The following is a 14958-nucleotide window of genomic DNA, read 5'->3' on the forward strand; positions in this document are numbered from 1 at the left end:
GGAACCTCGCGCCTCGCGCAGCGTCAACTCGCGGAGCTACTTATTTCGCCGGTCCCGGCACGGTTTTCGGATCACGTGCGCGTGGTCATCAAATCGTCTTGGAATTCAATACGATAGGATGACCGTGCGGGGTTGCTTCGGCGGCCCGATGCCAGGCTTCCGTGGTCTGGTCGATCAGGCTTTCGGTGGCGACGCCGCGGGCGATGACCAAGGTCTCCAGCGCCTTCAGCCAATGGACGTAATAGGTCTCGCCGGTATCGGGGTCGCCGGAAGCCTGCGCCCGGCGGATCTCCGCCGACAGCGTCTCGGCCCATTGCGGCCAGGTGAACAGGCCCTTGCCGTGCAGGCTGATGGCCAGCGCGAAGGCGTGAGCCTCCCAGGGCTCCCGGAATACCGGGCCTTCCGCGTCGCAGGGGATATGGGGCAGGGCGGAAATGTCCTGCGGCGAGATGCCGTTGGCTGGGGAAGCGGTCATCAGGCGGGGCTCAGATAGCTGTCCCAGGCGTCGACCGAGACGGACGTCGTCGGATCGGCCTCGGGACCGAACAGGTCGGTGCCGGCGAAACGCACGGTGTAGAGCCATTCCGGAGCCTCGCCGGCGCCGGTGGCATTGGCGTCGGGGAAGGCATGGCCGCCGTGGATATGGGTGACGGTGCCGGTCTTGCCCTGGACGTAGCGCGGCAGGCGCGTATGGCCGGTCGGGACCGGGATCTCGCGTGTCCTGACCCGGTCACCCACCGCGAAACGGGCGGGCGCGGCGACGTCGCGGCTGGTCGGGCCGCCGCGCGCCAGCACCGCGGCGACATTCTCCGCCATCAGCTTGCGCGGCAGCGGCCTTGCAGGGCTAACGGCATGGCCGGCCTCGATGTCGGCGGCGGTGATCAGGCCGCGCTCGATCATCAGTCGCTCGATGCCCGCGGTCCAGATCTCGAAATAGCTCATGTCGAGATAGTTCGGTTCCTGTTCGCGGGCTGATCGCGACTGGTCGATGTTCCAGGAACCGGTGGCGCCCATGGCCAATGTCAGGGCGAAGGCGCGCTTCTCCCAGGGCGCATGAAACCAGGGCTCGTCCTTTTCGGGCACGATCCTGCCGAGCCCGGTCCGGCCGCCGAGATCGGCATGGGTGACATAGCCCGGTCCGGCGCTGGCGGCGGTCATGCGGCCTCCGGCGGGTTGGCAAGACCGGTGCCGATCATCGAATCGCGGGTGACCAGCCGGGCAAGTTCATCCTCGCTCCAGCCGTCGGTGCCCCCGGGGCGTTCCGGCAGCACGAGATAACGCACTTCCGCCGTCGAATCCCACACCTTGATCGCCTTGCCGGCGGGCAGCGTGATGCCGAAATCGGCCAGCACGCCGCGCGGGTCGCGCACCGCCTTGGACCGGTAGGGCGCCGACTTGTACCAGACCGGCGGCAGGCCGAGCACCGGCCAGGGGTAGCAGGAGCAGAGCGTGCAGACGACCATGTTGTGGGTGTCGGGCGTGTTCTCGATCGCCACCATATGTTCGCCCTGGCGGCCGACATAACCGAGTTCGGCGATCGCCGCCGTGGCGTCGTCGAGCAGGCGGCCGCGGAAAGCCGGATCGGCCCAGGCCTTGGCGACGACACGCGCGCCGTTATGCGGGCCGACCTTGGTCTCGTAGGTCTCGATCAGCGCGTCGAGGGCAGCCGGATCGACATAGCCCTTTTCGACGAGGATCGTCTCGATGGCGCGGACACGGGCGTCCATCGGCGAGAGTTCGCTATGATCGTGGTCGTGGTGATGATCATGGCCGTGCTGATGGCCATGGTCGTGATCATCATGGCTGTCGTGGTCGTCATGCATGGTCGCCTCCGGCGGATGGCCGGAGGCTAGCGCGGCTCATCCGGACTTGGAAGACGCGAAGACGAAGGTCCGCCGCAGCAAAAACACCAGGACGAAACTCAGCGCGACCGCGACGGCCTTTGCCAGGATCGGCCTGATGCCGGCGTAGTCGGCCAGCAGGGCGACGGTCGCCGCCGTCACCACCAGTCCGCAGACACCGCTCAGCGCAAATTGCCAGAACAGCCGCGCGGCCGACTTGCGGGTCGCGGCACCGTCGAAGGCGATCCGCGCCGACAGCAGGAAATGCACGGCGAGCCCGATGCCGTAACCGGCGACCGCCGCCACGGAGGCCCGTGTGCCGAGATGGATGAGGCCGAAATAGACCAGGAGGTCGATGCCGAGCGCCAGCACGCTGACCAGGCCATAGACCAGTGCCTGCTGCGGAATGCCCGAGGTCGCGAAACCCAGGATCCGGTCGGCCAGCGACGGACGGCCGGTGCCGTCCGGCCGCCGCAGCGTCAACTCAAGCGCTTCGGGCGACACGGCCGGGCACCATGCGCTGGCTGTTCAGCGCGTCCTGTGCGCCGGACTGGCCGGCTTCGTGATATTCGGCGTCCTCGTTGACATTCCAGATATCGAACAGCTTGCTGCCGGCCTGGATGTTCTTGACCGTCAGCATGGCGGTCATCATCGCGTGGTCCTGGTTGTTGTATTTGTGCATGCCGTTGCGGCCGACCAGATGCAGGTCCGGAAACGCGCCGGCGAGTTCGTCGCGGATCGCCTGGACGTTCTGCTTGTAGCCCTCGTCATAGACCGGATAGGCCTTCTTCTGCCGGACGACGCAGCCGTCGATGCACTCGGCCTCGGTGGCGAGGCCGATTTCAGCCAGTTCGCGCTTGGCGAGCGCGATCAGGTCGTCATCCGAACTGGTCCAGAGCCCGTCGCCCTCGAAGCAGAAATATTCCAGGCCGAGGCAGGCGAGGTTGGCATCCGGCACCATTTCCGGCGACCAGGAGCGGAAATTCTGGATGCGCCCGACCTTCACCGAGGGCTCGTGGATATAGATCCAGTTGTCGGGGAACAGGTCGGGCTTGTTGACCACCAGCGCGACGGTGATGAAGTCGCGATAGCGCAGCCGGGCGGCCGCCTCCCGCGAGGCCAGGGGGCGGTCGATCGAGGCCATCAGCTCGGTGATCGGCGCCGACGAGACGACATGGCGCGCGGTGAAGGTCTTGATCTCGCCCTCCACCGTCCTGACTTCGATGGTGCTGAGGCCGGTCGCTTCGTCGCGGGCGAGCTTGTGCAGCCTGTGGCCCATGTGGATGTGCCCGCCATGCTCACGGACCTTGGCGGCGGCGGCCTCCCACATCATGCCCGGGCCCTTGCGCGGATATTCGAAGCTCTCGATCAGGGTCTTGATCGGCTTGCCGTCCTTGCCGCGCGCGGTGGTGTTCGGGCTGATCGACTTGCGCAGCGCGGCTGCCAGCGCGCTCCAGAGATCCAGGCCCTTGATCCGCTGGGCGGCCCAGTCGGCGGAGATCTCGTCGCAGGACATGCCCCAGACCTTCTCGGTATAGGTCTTGAAGAAGATCGAGAACAGCCGGTCGCCGAACTGGTTCGACACCCATTCCTGGAAGGTTTCGGGCTTTTCGTTCGGGAACACCTGCTTGTACATGAAGGACAGCATGCACAGCGTGGATTCGACGTAGCCGAGATTGGTCAGGGCCTCGAAGGCCTTGAGCGGGTAGGAATAATATTTGCCGTCATAATAGATCCGGCTCAACCGCGGCCTTTCGATGAAGTCCTGCGGCAGGATCTCTTTCCAGAGATCGACCACCTCGCGGGATTTCGAAAAGAAGCGATGGCCGCCGATATCGAACAGGAAGCCCTTGTAGCTCGCCGTGCGGCTGATGCCGCCGACATAGTCGGGATCGGCTTCGACGATGGTGGTCGACACGCCTTGCTTGGTCAGCAGATAGGCTGCCGTCAGTCCGGCCGGGCCGGCGCCGATGACGAAGACGTCGGTGTGCTGCTGCTGCGTCATGGCGACCTGTCGACACGCGTTTCGATTTCCGCCGGCCGGTGCGGAGCCGTCGCGGCCGGCGGGACGCACGATGGATAGCCGATATCCGTTAAGGGGAGAGAAACGCGTCGCCGCGGCCGTCGCCGGGCAGGTTAACCAGCAAACAAGGCCTTTCCTCTAGAAGCAGGTGCCGTGGGCGCGCGCCGGCGTGTCGCCAGGAAGCTGCTTATGACTGCGATCGACGATGCCGCGCCGGGCCTTCGAATGCGGCTGCGTTGGCTGACGCAGGTGCCGGTCGCGGCCTGGCTGGCGCTGGCGGTCCTGTTCACCGCGGCGCGTGAGCTTCATTTTCGCCTGTCCGTGCTGCCCGACCGGCTCGGCGATACCGATGACGCGGTCCGGCTGCTCCAGGTCCGCGAATGGCTCGGCGGCAAATCGTGGTTCGACCTGCATACCGACCGCTTCGGCCTGGCCGACGGTCTCTTCTCGCATTGGTCCCGGCTGGTCGATGTCGGCATTGGCGGCCTGATCACGCTGTTCGGCTGGTTCCTGCCGGCGGAGCAGGCCGAGCTCACCGCCCGCGCGGTCTGGCCGCTGCTGTTGCTGGTACCCCTGTTCGGCCTCGTCGCGCGCAGTGCCGGGTGGCAGGGCGGGCGCCTCGCCGCGACGCTGGCGATCGCCTTCGCCGCCACCAGCCTGTCGGCCCTGTCGCAATTCCGGCTGGGCCGGATCGACCATCACAGCGTGATGGTCATTGCCGTTGCCGGCGCAATCCTGGTCGCGGCGCGCTCCTATGCCGATCGACGGGTGGCGCCGCTGGCCGGAATGCTCGCCGGATTCGGCCTCGCCATCGGCTATGAAGGCCTGTCCCTGGTCGTTGCCCTGATCGCGCTGGTCACCCTGATCGGCTTGTTCGAGCGCGAGGCCGCGCGCGTCGCCGCGTCGATGACCACGGCTTGCGCGGTCACGCTCACCCTGGCCTTTCTCGCCGGCGTCGCGCCCGATCGCTGGTTCGACATTCCCTGCGACGCGCTCGGTCTCAATATCGTCCTGGCGGCGGGCATCGGCGCCGCTTCGGTCCGGATGATGGCAAGCGAGACGCTGGCGCACCGGGCCCTGGCGCGATGGCTGGTCGTCGGCGCCGGCGGGTTGGCGGCCCTCGCGGCCTATGTGATGTCACAGCCGGTTTGCCTGGGCGGGCCGTTCGCCCTGGTCGATCCGCTGGTCAAGGCCAATTGGCTGGCCCAGGTTTCCGAAACGCAGTCGCTGCTGAAGCTCGCGCGGACCGCCCCGGGCGATGCGCTCACCGCGGCGCTGACCCTGGCTGCAGCCCTCGTCGCCCAGACCTGGCTTTGGCGGCTGGCGCCGCGCGACATGGGCAGGCTCGTGGGCCTGGTGATGCTCGCCGCGGCGGCGGTCCTGGCATCCTGGCAGATCAAGCTCCTGCCCTATGTCACGGTGCTGTCCTGCGTCTCGCTGGCGGTATTCGCGGCGCGGTTGCCCGCCAGTGCCGGAATCTCCGCGGCGACGCTACGCTTCTGCTTCTTCGCCCTGTTCAACCAGGTGATGCTGTCCCAGGTCGCCGGCGCCGCACTTGGCCTCGAAGGCCTGCTGCGGCCGCGGCCGGCGATCGCCGCACCCGCCGAGACCTCGGCCTGTTTCGATCGCAAGGCCGTCACCCCCCTGGCGCAATTGCCGCCGGGCCTGGTCGTCGGCCCCATCGATATCGGCCCCTTCGTCGTCGCCTTCACGCCGCACCGGGCCCTGGCCGCGCCCTATCACCGGCTCAACGCCGCGCTGCATGCGCAGATCGCGATCTGGACCAGCAAAGACATGGCCGAGGCGGAGCGGCTGCTGCGCGGTGTCGGCGCCACCTATGTGGTGGATTGTCCGTCGCTCGGGCCGAGCCTCGACAAGGCGGAAGACGTGGACCGGTTCGGCGCGCGGCTCGCGCGCGGCGACATTCCGGCCTTCCTCGAGCCGATACCGCTGCCGGCGGCAGCGCCGATCAAGGTGTTCCGGCTGCGGCCCGCCGGGCGTGGCGCCGGTGCGTGACCGGCGAAGGCGGCGGGGCGAAGGCGCGCAAGCCGCCTTGGCCCGGCCGTTCAGCCGTTCAGCCGCTTGGCCAGCTCCTCGGCGCGCAGATCCTTGCGCAGGATCTTGCCGACGTTGGACTTGGGCAACTCGTCGCGGAATTCGACGAATTTCGGCACCTTGTAGGCGGTCAGGTGCTCCTTGCAGTAGGCGCGGATCTGCTCGCTGGTGATCTCCGTGCCGGGCCGCTTGACGATATAGGCCTTGACCGCCTCGCCGGCGGCGCCGTCGGGCACGCCCACCACCGCCACCTCCAGCACCGCCGGGTTCTTGGCCAGCACATCCTCGACTTCGTTGGGAAAGACGTTGAAGCCGGACACCAGCACCATGTCCTTCTTGCGGTCGACGATCTTGAAGAAGCCGTCGGCGTCCTGGGTGGCGATGTCGCCGGTATAGAGCCAGCCGTCGCGAATGGTCTTGGCGGTGTCGTCGGGCTTGCGCCAATAGCCGGCCATGATCTGCGGCCCCCGGGCGACCAGTTCGCCCGGCTGGCCGAGCGGCACCTCGCGGCCCTCGTCGTCGACACATTTGATGTCGGTCGAGGGCACGGGGATGCCGATGGTGCCGGAGCGGACATTGCCGAGCGGGTTGAACGACAGGACCGGCGAGGATTCGGTCAGCCCATAACCTTCGATGACCGGCGTTCCCGTGACCTGCAGCCAGCGCGTGGCGACCGCTTCCTGCAGCGCCATGCCACCGGCCGAGGCGGTCTTCAGATGCTTGGGCGGGTTGTCTTTGAACCAGGCCTCGTTGTTGAGCCCGTTGAACAGCGTATTGACGCCGGTGATCGCGGTGACCGGATATTTCTCGAAGGCTTTCTTCAGATTGCTCAGCGGGCGCGGATTGGGGATCAGGATGTTGTGCGCGCCGAGATACCAGAAGCCCAGCATGTTCACCGTGAAGGCGAAGATGTGATAGAGCGGCAGCGCCGTCAGAATGGTGCCTTTGCCCTTCTCGATGTCGCCGGCGACCATTTCGAGCGACTGGGCCATGTTCATGATCAGGTTGCCATGGGTCAGCATGGCACCCTTGGAGACCCCGGTCGTACCGCCGGTATATTGCAGGCAGGCGAGCGTATCGAGGCCGATATCGTTGGAATAGCTGATGACGTCGACCGAGCCGCGCCTGGCCTCGCCGGCGGCGAGCGCGGCCTGGAAGGTGGTATGCGCCACCGGCGCCGTCTTCACCGACTTGTCCTTGTATTTCTGGACGAAACCGACGATCGCGCCCTGCAGCCACGGCATGAATTCGGTGATCCGGTTGATCACCACGTGGCGCACCTTGTGAATGGCGAAGGCGGCGGGCAGCTTGTCGGCGAACATGTCGATCACGACGAGGCAGTCCGGCTCGGCGTCGGCGAACACCTTGCCCATCTCGTCGGCGGTGTAGAGCGGGTTGATGTTGACCAGGACGCAGCCGGCCTTGAACACGCCGAAGGCGACGATGGGGAAGGCCAGCGCGTTCGGGGTCTGCAGCGCCACGCGGGCGCCGGGCTTCAACTGCAGCTGTTCCCGCAGATAGAGCGCGAAGGCATCCGACAGCCGGTCGATATCGGCGAAGGTCAGCGTGCCACCCATGCCGTTGGGCAGGCAGAGCGAGAAGGCCGGCTGGGTCGCATAGGTCCGGGCGATCGACCGCACCATGGCGGCGAGCGAGGGGTAGGGCGCCTCGTCGATCGTCGCGCGGATGCCGACGGGGTAGAATTTCGCCCAGGGCCGGTTCGGGGTGGCGGTAATCGTCGTCATGAAATCCTCCCGCGATTTTTTTGCATCCTGGCGCATTTGCGCGGATCACGCGAGCCGCGGCAACCGCCAAATTGTCACAAGCCCGCACAAGGTTCGGGCATCATCATCGCAAACGGCCGGCGGCGCGCAGCACGAAGCCGATCACTTCGGCAACCGCGCGATAGAGATCCTCGGGAATTTCCTGGTCGAGTTCGACGCCGGACAAGGCCTCGGCGAGCAGCGCATTGCCCTCCACCGCGATGCCATGCTCGCGCGCCGTGGCGATGATCTTCTCGGCGACCGCGCCGCGGCCGGTGGCGGTAACGCGTGGCGCGTGATCCTTGCCCTGCTCATATTGCAGGGCAACGGCGACGGGCGGGCGCTTCGGTCCGGTCTCGTCGGTCATGTCAGCCGGTCCAGCCGCGGCGGCTGCGGCACGGCGGCGAGCTCGCGCGGGTCGGCCGGCTTGCCGGCGACGATCGAGAGCTGATCGATGGTGAAGGCGGACGCTTCGAGCGCGTCGCTCAGATTGGCCCTGGCCTGGTCGAGGCGGGCCGCGACGCCCTCGCGCTCGGCCCAGAGCTGAACCCGGACATGGCCGTCGCGCCAACGCACGGCCGCGTGGATCGGGCCGAGCGGCTCGGCCTCCATGGAGAAGCGCATGGTCCAGTTGGCGGATCCCGGTGCGACGGGGCCGGCCGTCTTCTCCTCCTGGGAGCGTTCGCGGACGATCTGGAACTGCATCATGGCGGTCTCGTTGCCGATCCGCAGCGGCACTTCGACGGTGGTCTGCAGCGGCACATCCGGCCGGCCGATCTCGCGGGCGTCCGGCAGGGAGGCGGCCTGCAGCAAGGTGATGCGGGCGAGCGCCGCCTCGGTCCGGTCGATGAGTCTGGCCACCGTCTCGGCCGGCGTCGCGTCGGCCTGGAGACCGGAGGCGGCCGGCGGCTGGCCTTGCGGCAGGGCACCGCGCAACGGCGGCCTTTCGTGATCGGGATTGCGCGGGGCGGCCTGAGGCTGGTCGGGCAGGCCGAGATCGTGGGCCCAGGCGCCGAGCGCGCCGCGCAGCACGGCAAGCGCCGCCTTCAGGTCGGCCGGCGGCGCCGTGCCGGCTGCCAGCGTGGCCTCGAGGAAGGTCCCGGCGGACGCGACCGCCCGCGCCAGGCCGGCGGGCGTGGCGGCCGCCTCGGCGGCCAGGCGGAAGCCGAGCACCTGGGCCATGGCGCGAGCGACCGGCTCGGGCAAGGTGGCGGCGGCGGCCGGTCCGCGTCCTTCGGCGACCGCGGCGATGTCGGCGAACAGCGGGCTCAGGCTGTCCTGGCGGGCGGCGGCGGCGCGGACCGCCTCGACCAGCGCCTCGCGCGGCGTGGCCGGTTGCGGCTGTCCGGCCGCGGATTCGAGCACGCGCGAAGCATCCGGCGAGCCGCGGGCGATGACCGTCGCCCGGGCGCCGTCGACGGCGCCCGCCAGCCGCGAAGCGCTGGTCTCGCGCGCGACCAGGTCGACCAGCGCGGCCACGACATTGGCGGCGCCCTGGCCGGGCAGGAGGCCGGCCGTGGCGGCGGACAAGGGACCGGCGGCGGCCGGCGCGACGGGCAGCGCGGGTGAAAGCGCCGGTTGCGCCGTGCCGGCCGTGATCCCGGCCGGGACGGTCGCCAGCAGCAGGCGCAGCGCCTGGCCCTGGCGTTCGACCGTCATGGTCAAGGTCGCGCCGACGGGCAGGGCCTGCGGCGTGCGGACATCCAGCGTGCCGTCGCCGATCACCAGCCTGGCGATGCCGTCGGCGACCATGGCGGCGACACGCGCCTCGATCGCCTGGCCGGGCTTCAGGCCGAGCGCATCGATCAGCGCCTTGATCTGTGTGCCGTCGACCGCCGGTGTCGCGGCGACCGGGACGATACCCTCGACACTCATGCGGCCTCCGCAGGTGCGACCTGGATCCAGGCTAGGGCGGCAGGCGCCGGGCCGCAACTGTCGTGCGCCGGTGGCGGCTCAGCGCGGCAGACAGCCGAACATTTGGGAATCATGGCGAAATTGCGCTCGACCGACTTGACTCCCCGTCGTCCGGGTCACGAAGCTGTATCCAGACAGACACAGGCAGCCGACCCAGGGGGGCGGCGAGGGCCGATCGAGGCCCTCGCATGCGCAGCCCGCGGGAAAGCGAGGACGATATCATGCCGTTGCAGCCGCGTTCCTGGTTTTCCGGTCTCTTGCCCCTGGCCCTGCTGGCGGGGGCATCGCTCTGGTGGAAACAGGCCGATATCGAACGCGACCTGGCGCACCGGGCCGCCGCCGCGATCGCCGCCGCCGGGCCGACGGTCGACGGCAAGCCCTGGGCGACGGTTGCCATGGCCGGCCGCGATGCCACGATCACCGGCGAAGCGCCGGCGACCGATGCGCTGACCGGAGCCGCCCGGAGCGCCGACGATACCTTCGGCGTCAGGCGCGCCGCGATACCGCAGGGGCTGCTGCCGGCCGCCAATCCGTTCGGCTGGTCGGCCCGCCGGGACGGCCAGACGATGACATTGTCGGGACAGGTCGCCCCTGACGGCTCGCGCGGCCGGATCGTCGCGGCCGCGCGCGCAGCGGTTCCCGGTGGCGAGGTGGTCGACCAGATGACCACGGCGCGCGACGTGCCCGCCACCGCGACCGCGGCCGCGCTGATCGGCATCCAGGAGCTCGGCCGGGTCACCAACGGATCGACCGCGCTGGTCGGCTCGACCTTCTCCTTTGCCGGCAATGCCGCCGATCAGGCGACCCAGGCATTGATCACCGTGGCGCTCGGGGCGCTGCCGCAGGGTGTGGCGCGCGGTGCGGTGCAGGTCGTGGCGCCCGCGCCGCCACCGCCGCCGGCACCAACGCCGGAGCCGGCGCCGCCCGTCCCGGTCGGTCCGGCCGCGGCAGGGCCGGCGACAGCGCCGCTTTCCGAGCCACGGCCAGCGGCCGTCCCGCCGCCGGTTGCCGGCTGGAACGCCACCAAGACGCTCGGCGGCATCACGCTCACCGGAACCGTTGCCTCCGAGGCGGCTCGCGACCGCATTCTCGCCGCCGCTCGCGCCGCGACATCGGGCCAGGTGATCGACGAGATGCAGGTTGCGGCGGGCCTGCCCGAGGCGGTCGAGGCCAAGGCCATCGCCGCGCTTGGCCAGATCGGCCAACTCGCCAGCGGCACCGCGGCCATCACCGACCGGGTCTATTCGCTGGCCGGCGTCGCTGCGAACCCGGCTGCCTTCGACAGCATCGCCAAGGCACAGGATCCGGCCGACGGCTTCAGCATCGGCAACCTGGCCATCGCGCCGCCCGCGGTCAGCCCGTTCACCTGGAGCGCGACGAAGCGCGAGGGGGTGCTGACGCTTTCCGGCTTCGCGCCATCGGCGGCGGCCAAGGCGACGGTGCTGGCGCTGGCTACCGGCGCGGCGGGCCGGGCGCGGATCGTCGACGAGATGCAGGTGGCCTCGGGCCTCGCCCCCGGGGTCGACTATGCGGCGGTGAGCGGGCTGGCGCTCGGCCAGCTGGCGCGGCTGCGCGAGGGCACGGCGCAACTGACCGACCGGGCCTTCGCGCTGGCCGGCAGGGCGCCGGATTTCGACACCGCGACCGCGGTGCGCCAGGCGGTTTCGGGGCTCGGGGCGGCGGTGACCGCGCGTTCCGATATCACGCTGCCGCCGGCCGAGCTGCCGGCGCCGGTGGAGGTGCCGCCGCTCGCCGCCGATCTTACGCCGCCGCCGGCGCCACCGGCGCCTTCGCCGCCGGTCTTGGCGACGTCGGCATCCGGCGTCGGCCCTGGCAGCCCGGCTCCGCCTGCCGCGGTACCCCAGCCGGGCGTTCAGCGCTGGCCGGATTGCATGGTGGCGATCTCGACCGCGCTCGAGGGCGATCGCATCCTGTTCGACTATTGGAAGGCCGAGCAGCGCGCCGAGCATGGCCAGGTGCTCGACCGGCTGGTGGCGGCGCTCGGGCGCTGCGATCCGGCACTGCGCATCGAGGTCGCCGGCCACACCGATATCCGCAACCTGACCAATGGCAACCAGCTCTTGTCGGAGGAACGCGCGCAGGTCATCCGCGATGAACTGGTGCGTCGCGGCATTGCCGCCGAGCGGCTGGTCGTGGTCGGCCATGCCGCGTCGCGGCCGGTGGTTCCAAACGACAGTGAAGCGAACATGGCGCTCAATCGGCGGGTCGAGTTCGCCGTCTTGCCGCGGTCCTGAGGAGAACGGTCATGCTGTACCTTGTTCAGACCTTCTGGCTGCCGCTCGCCATCGCCCTTGCCGGCGGGCTCATCTGGGGCTGGGTCAGCGCCGGCCGTCCGGACAATCGCGGCCGCAGCGGCTGGGTCGGCTTCGCCGGCTTTCTGCTGGTCACGGCGGTGGTGGCGGCCCTGCTGAAGTGGCTGCCCGGCCGGCCGGGCCTCTGGCTCGACACCGCGCTCCTGTTCACCATCGCCTTCTTCGGCGGCTGCGTCATCGGCAGCCTGGCCCGCCAGACCCAGCGCGGCGAGCAGGTCGAAGAAGCGATCGAGCGGCTGGAGGCGATCGCCGAGACGTCGCTCGATCCACCGGCGGGAATGGTCGACGCGCACCCGCATGCCGCTGCCACCCAGGCGCTAACGGGCGCGGCCGCGGCCGCCGAGGCCATGGCGCGCGGCAGCAAGCCGACGGGCCTGGCCGCGCCGCGCGGCGAGGGCGGCGATGATCTCAAGCTGATCCGCGGTATCGGCCAGCAGAACGAGGCGCGGCTGCACGCGCTCGGTGTCTGGCATTTCGATCAGATCGCCGCCTGGACTCCGGCCGAAAGCCAATGGGTCGGCGGCTATCTGGCCTTCCCGGGGCGGATCGAGCGCGAAGACTGGGTTGGCCAGGCCGCGGTTCTGGCCAGGGGTGGCATGACGGAGTTCGCGGAACGGGCCAGCCGCGGCGAGGTGGCGAGTTCCAGGGACGACGGATCGCGCGGCGAAGGCAATATCGCCGACCTCGCTCAGGTCCATGGCGGAGCGCTTCCGCAGGGCCTGGTTGGCCCGCGGCTTGGACAGGCCGACGATCTGACGCTGATCAGCGGTATCGATCAGGCGATCCAGGCCAGGCTCTATGAGCTTGGCATCTGGCATTTCGACCAGATCGCCGCCATGAGCGAGGCGGAGCTGACATATGTTTCCGATTTCACCGGATTTGCCGACCGGGCCAAGCGCGAAAACTGGGCCGCAGAAGCCCGGATCCTCGCCGGGGGTGGCGAAACCGAACATGCCCAGGCGGTGCGGGCCAGCCGCCAGGCCTGAACCGGGCGCGTGTCCGCCCGCAAAGATCGAGGCCCCGGCGGTGGTTGCCGTCGAGGCCGGGTCTCCAGGTCCTGATCAGGTCAGGTAGTGCATTCCGGCGGCGATGATCAGTCCCCAGACAATGAAATTGCCGGTGAGTGTCAACGCCACGGCCTGAGTTGGCGACATCGAAAACCTCATGATCGCGCTCCATTCCCGTCCCGGAACGTCCGCTGCCGATCATCCTGGCCGAAGCGCGGAGCGGCGTCGACCGAAGGATGAAGAAACGGTTAATCCGCGGTCCCGCTTCGGTGCGGCGGGCCGTCTCGATGCGATCGGGCCTCAGCGCGTCTCGGCCAGGCGCCCCGCGATATAGCGGTGCTCCTGGGTCAGCCCGCCGAAACCATAGGCTTCGGCCCGGACGTCATGGACATAGACATAACTTTCCGGATGCAGGTCGCCGAGCAAGGCCGCCATGGCCGCGAAAATGGCAGCCACATAGGCCGCCTTCTCGTCCTTGGTATTGGTGCCGTCGACGACCTTGATGTCGAGATAGAAAGAGGCCTTGTGCTGGGCGGCGAGCGAGGGGCCGCCGACGAACCAGCGCGCCGCCTCCAACTCCTCGACGGTCACCGCGGTCAGCTTCGGGTTCTTGCGCAGGATGTCGGTGGTGATGCGCACCGCCGCGGCCGCGATCTTGTCGGGCAGGTTCGGCTGGGATGACGGAGCGGCGAACTTGATCTGGATGATGGGCATCGGGGAGGTCCCTGGTTGAGGCCGCGAAGAGCGCGGTCCGTTGACAATTGGCCCTTGCCCAGAAGGAAACAATTGTGAATTCATTTGGCTCAGTTTTTCAAAAATCGCACAAATCGGAAACGGTGCGCGCCGCTGTCGCCTCTGCCGATTGACGCGGCTCGCGACCGGCCGGGATAGTGGGTGCGCCAATGCGCGCCGGCCCTGTACCAGCCGCCGGACAACAGCTTTTCCGGAGAAGACGCCCATGTTCCGTTTGCCGTCGGTTCACTGCCTGGTCGCCGCGCTCGCGCTCGGCGCGCCGTGGTTCGCGGTGCCCGCCATTGCCGAGGAGCCGCCGCTCGAGATCGTCGGCATGGGCTCGTTCCATGTCGGCGGCAGGCTCGCGGAGGTCTCCGGACAGCCGTCGCGCGAGGTCGTCCTCACGCCCGGCGGGCCGCCGGCCAAGGTCGATCCGAACGGCCTCTACGCGGTCGAGCAGATGTATGCGCAGTGGTTCAGGCCGCGCACCGAGCGTGGCCGGGTGCCGATCCTGCTCTGGCACGGCGGCGGCCTGTCGGGCGTCACCTATGAGACCACGCCCGATGGGCGCGAGGGCTGGGTCAACTGGTTCCTGCGCCGGGGCTGGACGGTCTACAATTCCGACGCGGTGGAGCGTGGCCGCTCCGGCTGGGCCTCGCCCGACATCTGGCCGGCGCCGGCGCTGCACCTGCCGGTCGGCAACCCCTTCGAGCGCTTCCGCATCGGCCAGGGCGAGGGCTCCTACAGCAACGATCCGGCCCAGCGGCGCGTGCTGCCGGGCAGCCAGTTCCCGACCGAGGCCTATGACCAGTTTCCGCGCCAGCTCTCGCCGCGCTGGACCACCACCGACCAGCCGACCATCGCCGCCTATGTCGCGCTAGTCGACAAGGTCTGTCCCTGCGTGATCGTGTTTCACAGCCAGGCCGGCCAGTTCGGCTTCCGGGTCGCCCAGGCGCGTCCCGACAAGGTGATGGCGCTGGTCGCGGTGGAGCCGTCGAGCATCGGCGATCCGGCCAAGGCGGATGTGCTGAAGACGGTGCCGACCTTGATGCTTTATGGCGACTTCATCGAACAGGATCCGCGCTGGCCGACGATCCGGCGCACCGGCATCGGTTTCGCCGAGCGGATTCGCGCGGCCGGTGGCCATGTCGATGTCGTCGACCTGCCGGCCGCCGGCATTCGCGGCAACAGCCATATGATCATGATGGACCGCAATTCGAACGAGGTCGCCCAGGTGATTCAGACCTGGCTGCAGCAGAAGGGCCTGTGGCGCTGATCTGTCGCCGGCGG

General features: G+C 69.0%; 13 protein-coding genes. 4 read left to right on the plus strand and 9 right to left on the minus strand.

The genetic code is table 11. The annotated features are described in order from the left end of the window. Window positions 1–88: 88 nt before the first annotated feature. From AC07WJ_RS08050 to AC07WJ_RS08070, 5 genes are read right to left on the minus strand one after another with little or no spacing between them, the layout of a single operon-like run. Window positions 89–475, minus strand: a complete 387-nt coding sequence (locus AC07WJ_RS08050) for a nitrile hydratase accessory protein (protein ID WP_494934040.1) — start codon at window positions 473–475, stop codon at window positions 89–91. Then, complete coding sequence (gene nthB, locus AC07WJ_RS08055; protein WP_494934041.1) at window positions 475–1158, minus strand: nitrile hydratase subunit beta; 684 nt, start codon at window positions 1156–1158, stop codon at window positions 475–477. The genes AC07WJ_RS08050 and nthB overlap by 1 nt, the downstream gene beginning before the upstream one ends. After that, a complete protein-coding gene (gene nthA, locus AC07WJ_RS08060; protein WP_494934042.1) occupies window positions 1155–1823 on the minus strand; it encodes a nitrile hydratase subunit alpha in 669 nt (222 codons plus the stop codon). Before nthA ends, nthB begins: the two co-directional genes overlap by 4 nt. Before the next feature lie 36 nt (window positions 1824–1859). Continuing rightward, window positions 1860–2345 carry a GtrA family protein gene (locus tag AC07WJ_RS08065; protein ID WP_494934043.1) on the minus strand — a complete coding sequence of 162 codons (486 nt, stop codon included), beginning with the start codon at window positions 2343–2345 and terminating at the stop codon, window positions 1860–1862. Then, window positions 2326–3846, minus strand: a complete 1521-nt coding sequence (locus tag AC07WJ_RS08070) for an NAD(P)/FAD-dependent oxidoreductase (RefSeq protein WP_494934044.1) — start codon at window positions 3844–3846, stop codon at window positions 2326–2328. Before AC07WJ_RS08070 ends, AC07WJ_RS08065 begins: the two co-directional genes overlap by 20 nt. A 207-nt stretch (window positions 3847–4053) precedes the next feature. On the opposite strand from AC07WJ_RS08070, the gene AC07WJ_RS08075 reads away from it, so the two are divergent. Beyond that, window positions 4054–5880 carry a hypothetical protein gene (locus AC07WJ_RS08075; protein WP_494934045.1) on the plus strand — a complete coding sequence of 609 codons (1827 nt, stop codon included), beginning with the start codon at window positions 4054–4056 and terminating at the stop codon, window positions 5878–5880. Window positions 5881–5930: 50 nt separating this feature from the next. Here the strand turns inward: AC07WJ_RS08075 and AC07WJ_RS08080 are convergent, their stop codons facing one another. From AC07WJ_RS08080 to fliK, 3 genes are all read right to left on the minus strand, one after another. Further along, window positions 5931–7664 (minus strand): AMP-binding protein, encoded by a 1734-nt coding sequence (locus AC07WJ_RS08080; protein WP_494934046.1) that lies wholly within the window; start codon window positions 7662–7664, stop codon window positions 5931–5933. A 103-nt stretch (window positions 7665–7767) separates the two neighbouring features. Continuing rightward, entirely contained in the window at window positions 7768–8049 is a 282-nt protein-coding gene (locus AC07WJ_RS08085; protein WP_494934047.1) for an EscU/YscU/HrcU family type III secretion system export apparatus switch protein, read from the minus strand. Continuing rightward, entirely contained in the window at window positions 8046–9557 is a 1512-nt protein-coding gene (fliK, locus tag AC07WJ_RS08090) for a flagellar hook-length control protein FliK (RefSeq protein WP_494934048.1), read from the minus strand. Before fliK ends, AC07WJ_RS08085 begins: the two co-directional genes overlap by 4 nt. A 260-nt stretch (window positions 9558–9817) precedes the next feature. Here fliK and AC07WJ_RS08095 point away from each other — a divergent pair, with 260 nt between their 5' ends. Both AC07WJ_RS08095 and AC07WJ_RS08100 read left to right on the plus strand, forming a co-directional pair. Further along, complete coding sequence (locus AC07WJ_RS08095; protein ID WP_494934049.1) at window positions 9818–11851, plus strand: OmpA family protein; 2034 nt, start codon at window positions 9818–9820, stop codon at window positions 11849–11851. Between the two features lie 11 nt (window positions 11852–11862). Continuing rightward, a complete protein-coding gene (locus tag AC07WJ_RS08100) occupies window positions 11863–12915 on the plus strand; it encodes a helix-hairpin-helix domain-containing protein (protein WP_494934050.1) in 1053 nt (350 codons plus the stop codon). Window positions 12916–13236: 321 nt separating this feature from the next. Here AC07WJ_RS08100 and AC07WJ_RS08105 read toward each other — a convergent pair whose 3' ends face one another. Then, a complete protein-coding gene (locus AC07WJ_RS08105) occupies window positions 13237–13650 on the minus strand; it encodes a tautomerase family protein (RefSeq protein WP_494934051.1) in 414 nt (137 codons plus the stop codon). 244 nt (window positions 13651–13894) lie between these two features. Between AC07WJ_RS08105 and AC07WJ_RS08110 the strand changes: the two genes are divergently transcribed. Next, window positions 13895–14944 (plus strand): alpha/beta hydrolase, encoded by a 1050-nt coding sequence (locus AC07WJ_RS08110; RefSeq protein WP_494934052.1) that lies wholly within the window; start codon window positions 13895–13897, stop codon window positions 14942–14944. Window positions 14945–14958 lie beyond the last annotated feature (14 nt).

The sequence above is a fragment of the Phreatobacter sp. GW821-FHT04C01 genome, assembly GCF_059420385.1.

Excerpts from the sequence above, each read along its gene's own strand:
- AC07WJ_RS08050 (WP_494934040.1), bottom strand. The coding sequence starts at position 475 with ATGACCGCTTCCCCAGCCAACGGCATCTCGCCGCAGGACATTTCCGCC.
- nthB (WP_494934041.1), bottom strand. The coding sequence starts at position 1,158 with ATGACCGCCGCCAGCGCCGGACCGGGCTATGTCACCCATGCCGATCTC.
- nthA (WP_494934042.1), bottom strand. The coding sequence starts at position 1,823 with ATGCATGACGACCACGACAGCCATGATGATCACGACCATGGCCATCAG.
- AC07WJ_RS08070 (WP_494934044.1), bottom strand. The coding sequence starts at position 3,846 with ATGACGCAGCAGCAGCACACCGACGTCTTCGTCATCGGCGCCGGCCCG.
- AC07WJ_RS08075 (WP_494934045.1), top strand. The coding sequence starts at position 4,054 with ATGACTGCGATCGACGATGCCGCGCCGGGCCTTCGAATGCGGCTGCGT.
- AC07WJ_RS08080 (WP_494934046.1), bottom strand. The coding sequence starts at position 7,664 with ATGACGACGATTACCGCCACCCCGAACCGGCCCTGGGCGAAATTCTAC.
- AC07WJ_RS08085 (WP_494934047.1), bottom strand. The coding sequence starts at position 8,049 with ATGACCGACGAGACCGGACCGAAGCGCCCGCCCGTCGCCGTTGCCCTG.
- fliK (WP_494934048.1), bottom strand. The coding sequence starts at position 9,557 with ATGAGTGTCGAGGGTATCGTCCCGGTCGCCGCGACACCGGCGGTCGAC.
- AC07WJ_RS08095 (WP_494934049.1), top strand. The coding sequence starts at position 9,818 with ATGCCGTTGCAGCCGCGTTCCTGGTTTTCCGGTCTCTTGCCCCTGGCC.
- AC07WJ_RS08100 (WP_494934050.1), top strand. The coding sequence starts at position 11,863 with ATGCTGTACCTTGTTCAGACCTTCTGGCTGCCGCTCGCCATCGCCCTT.
- AC07WJ_RS08105 (WP_494934051.1), bottom strand. The coding sequence starts at position 13,650 with ATGCCCATCATCCAGATCAAGTTCGCCGCTCCGTCATCCCAGCCGAAC.
- AC07WJ_RS08110 (WP_494934052.1), top strand. The coding sequence starts at position 13,895 with ATGTTCCGTTTGCCGTCGGTTCACTGCCTGGTCGCCGCGCTCGCGCTC.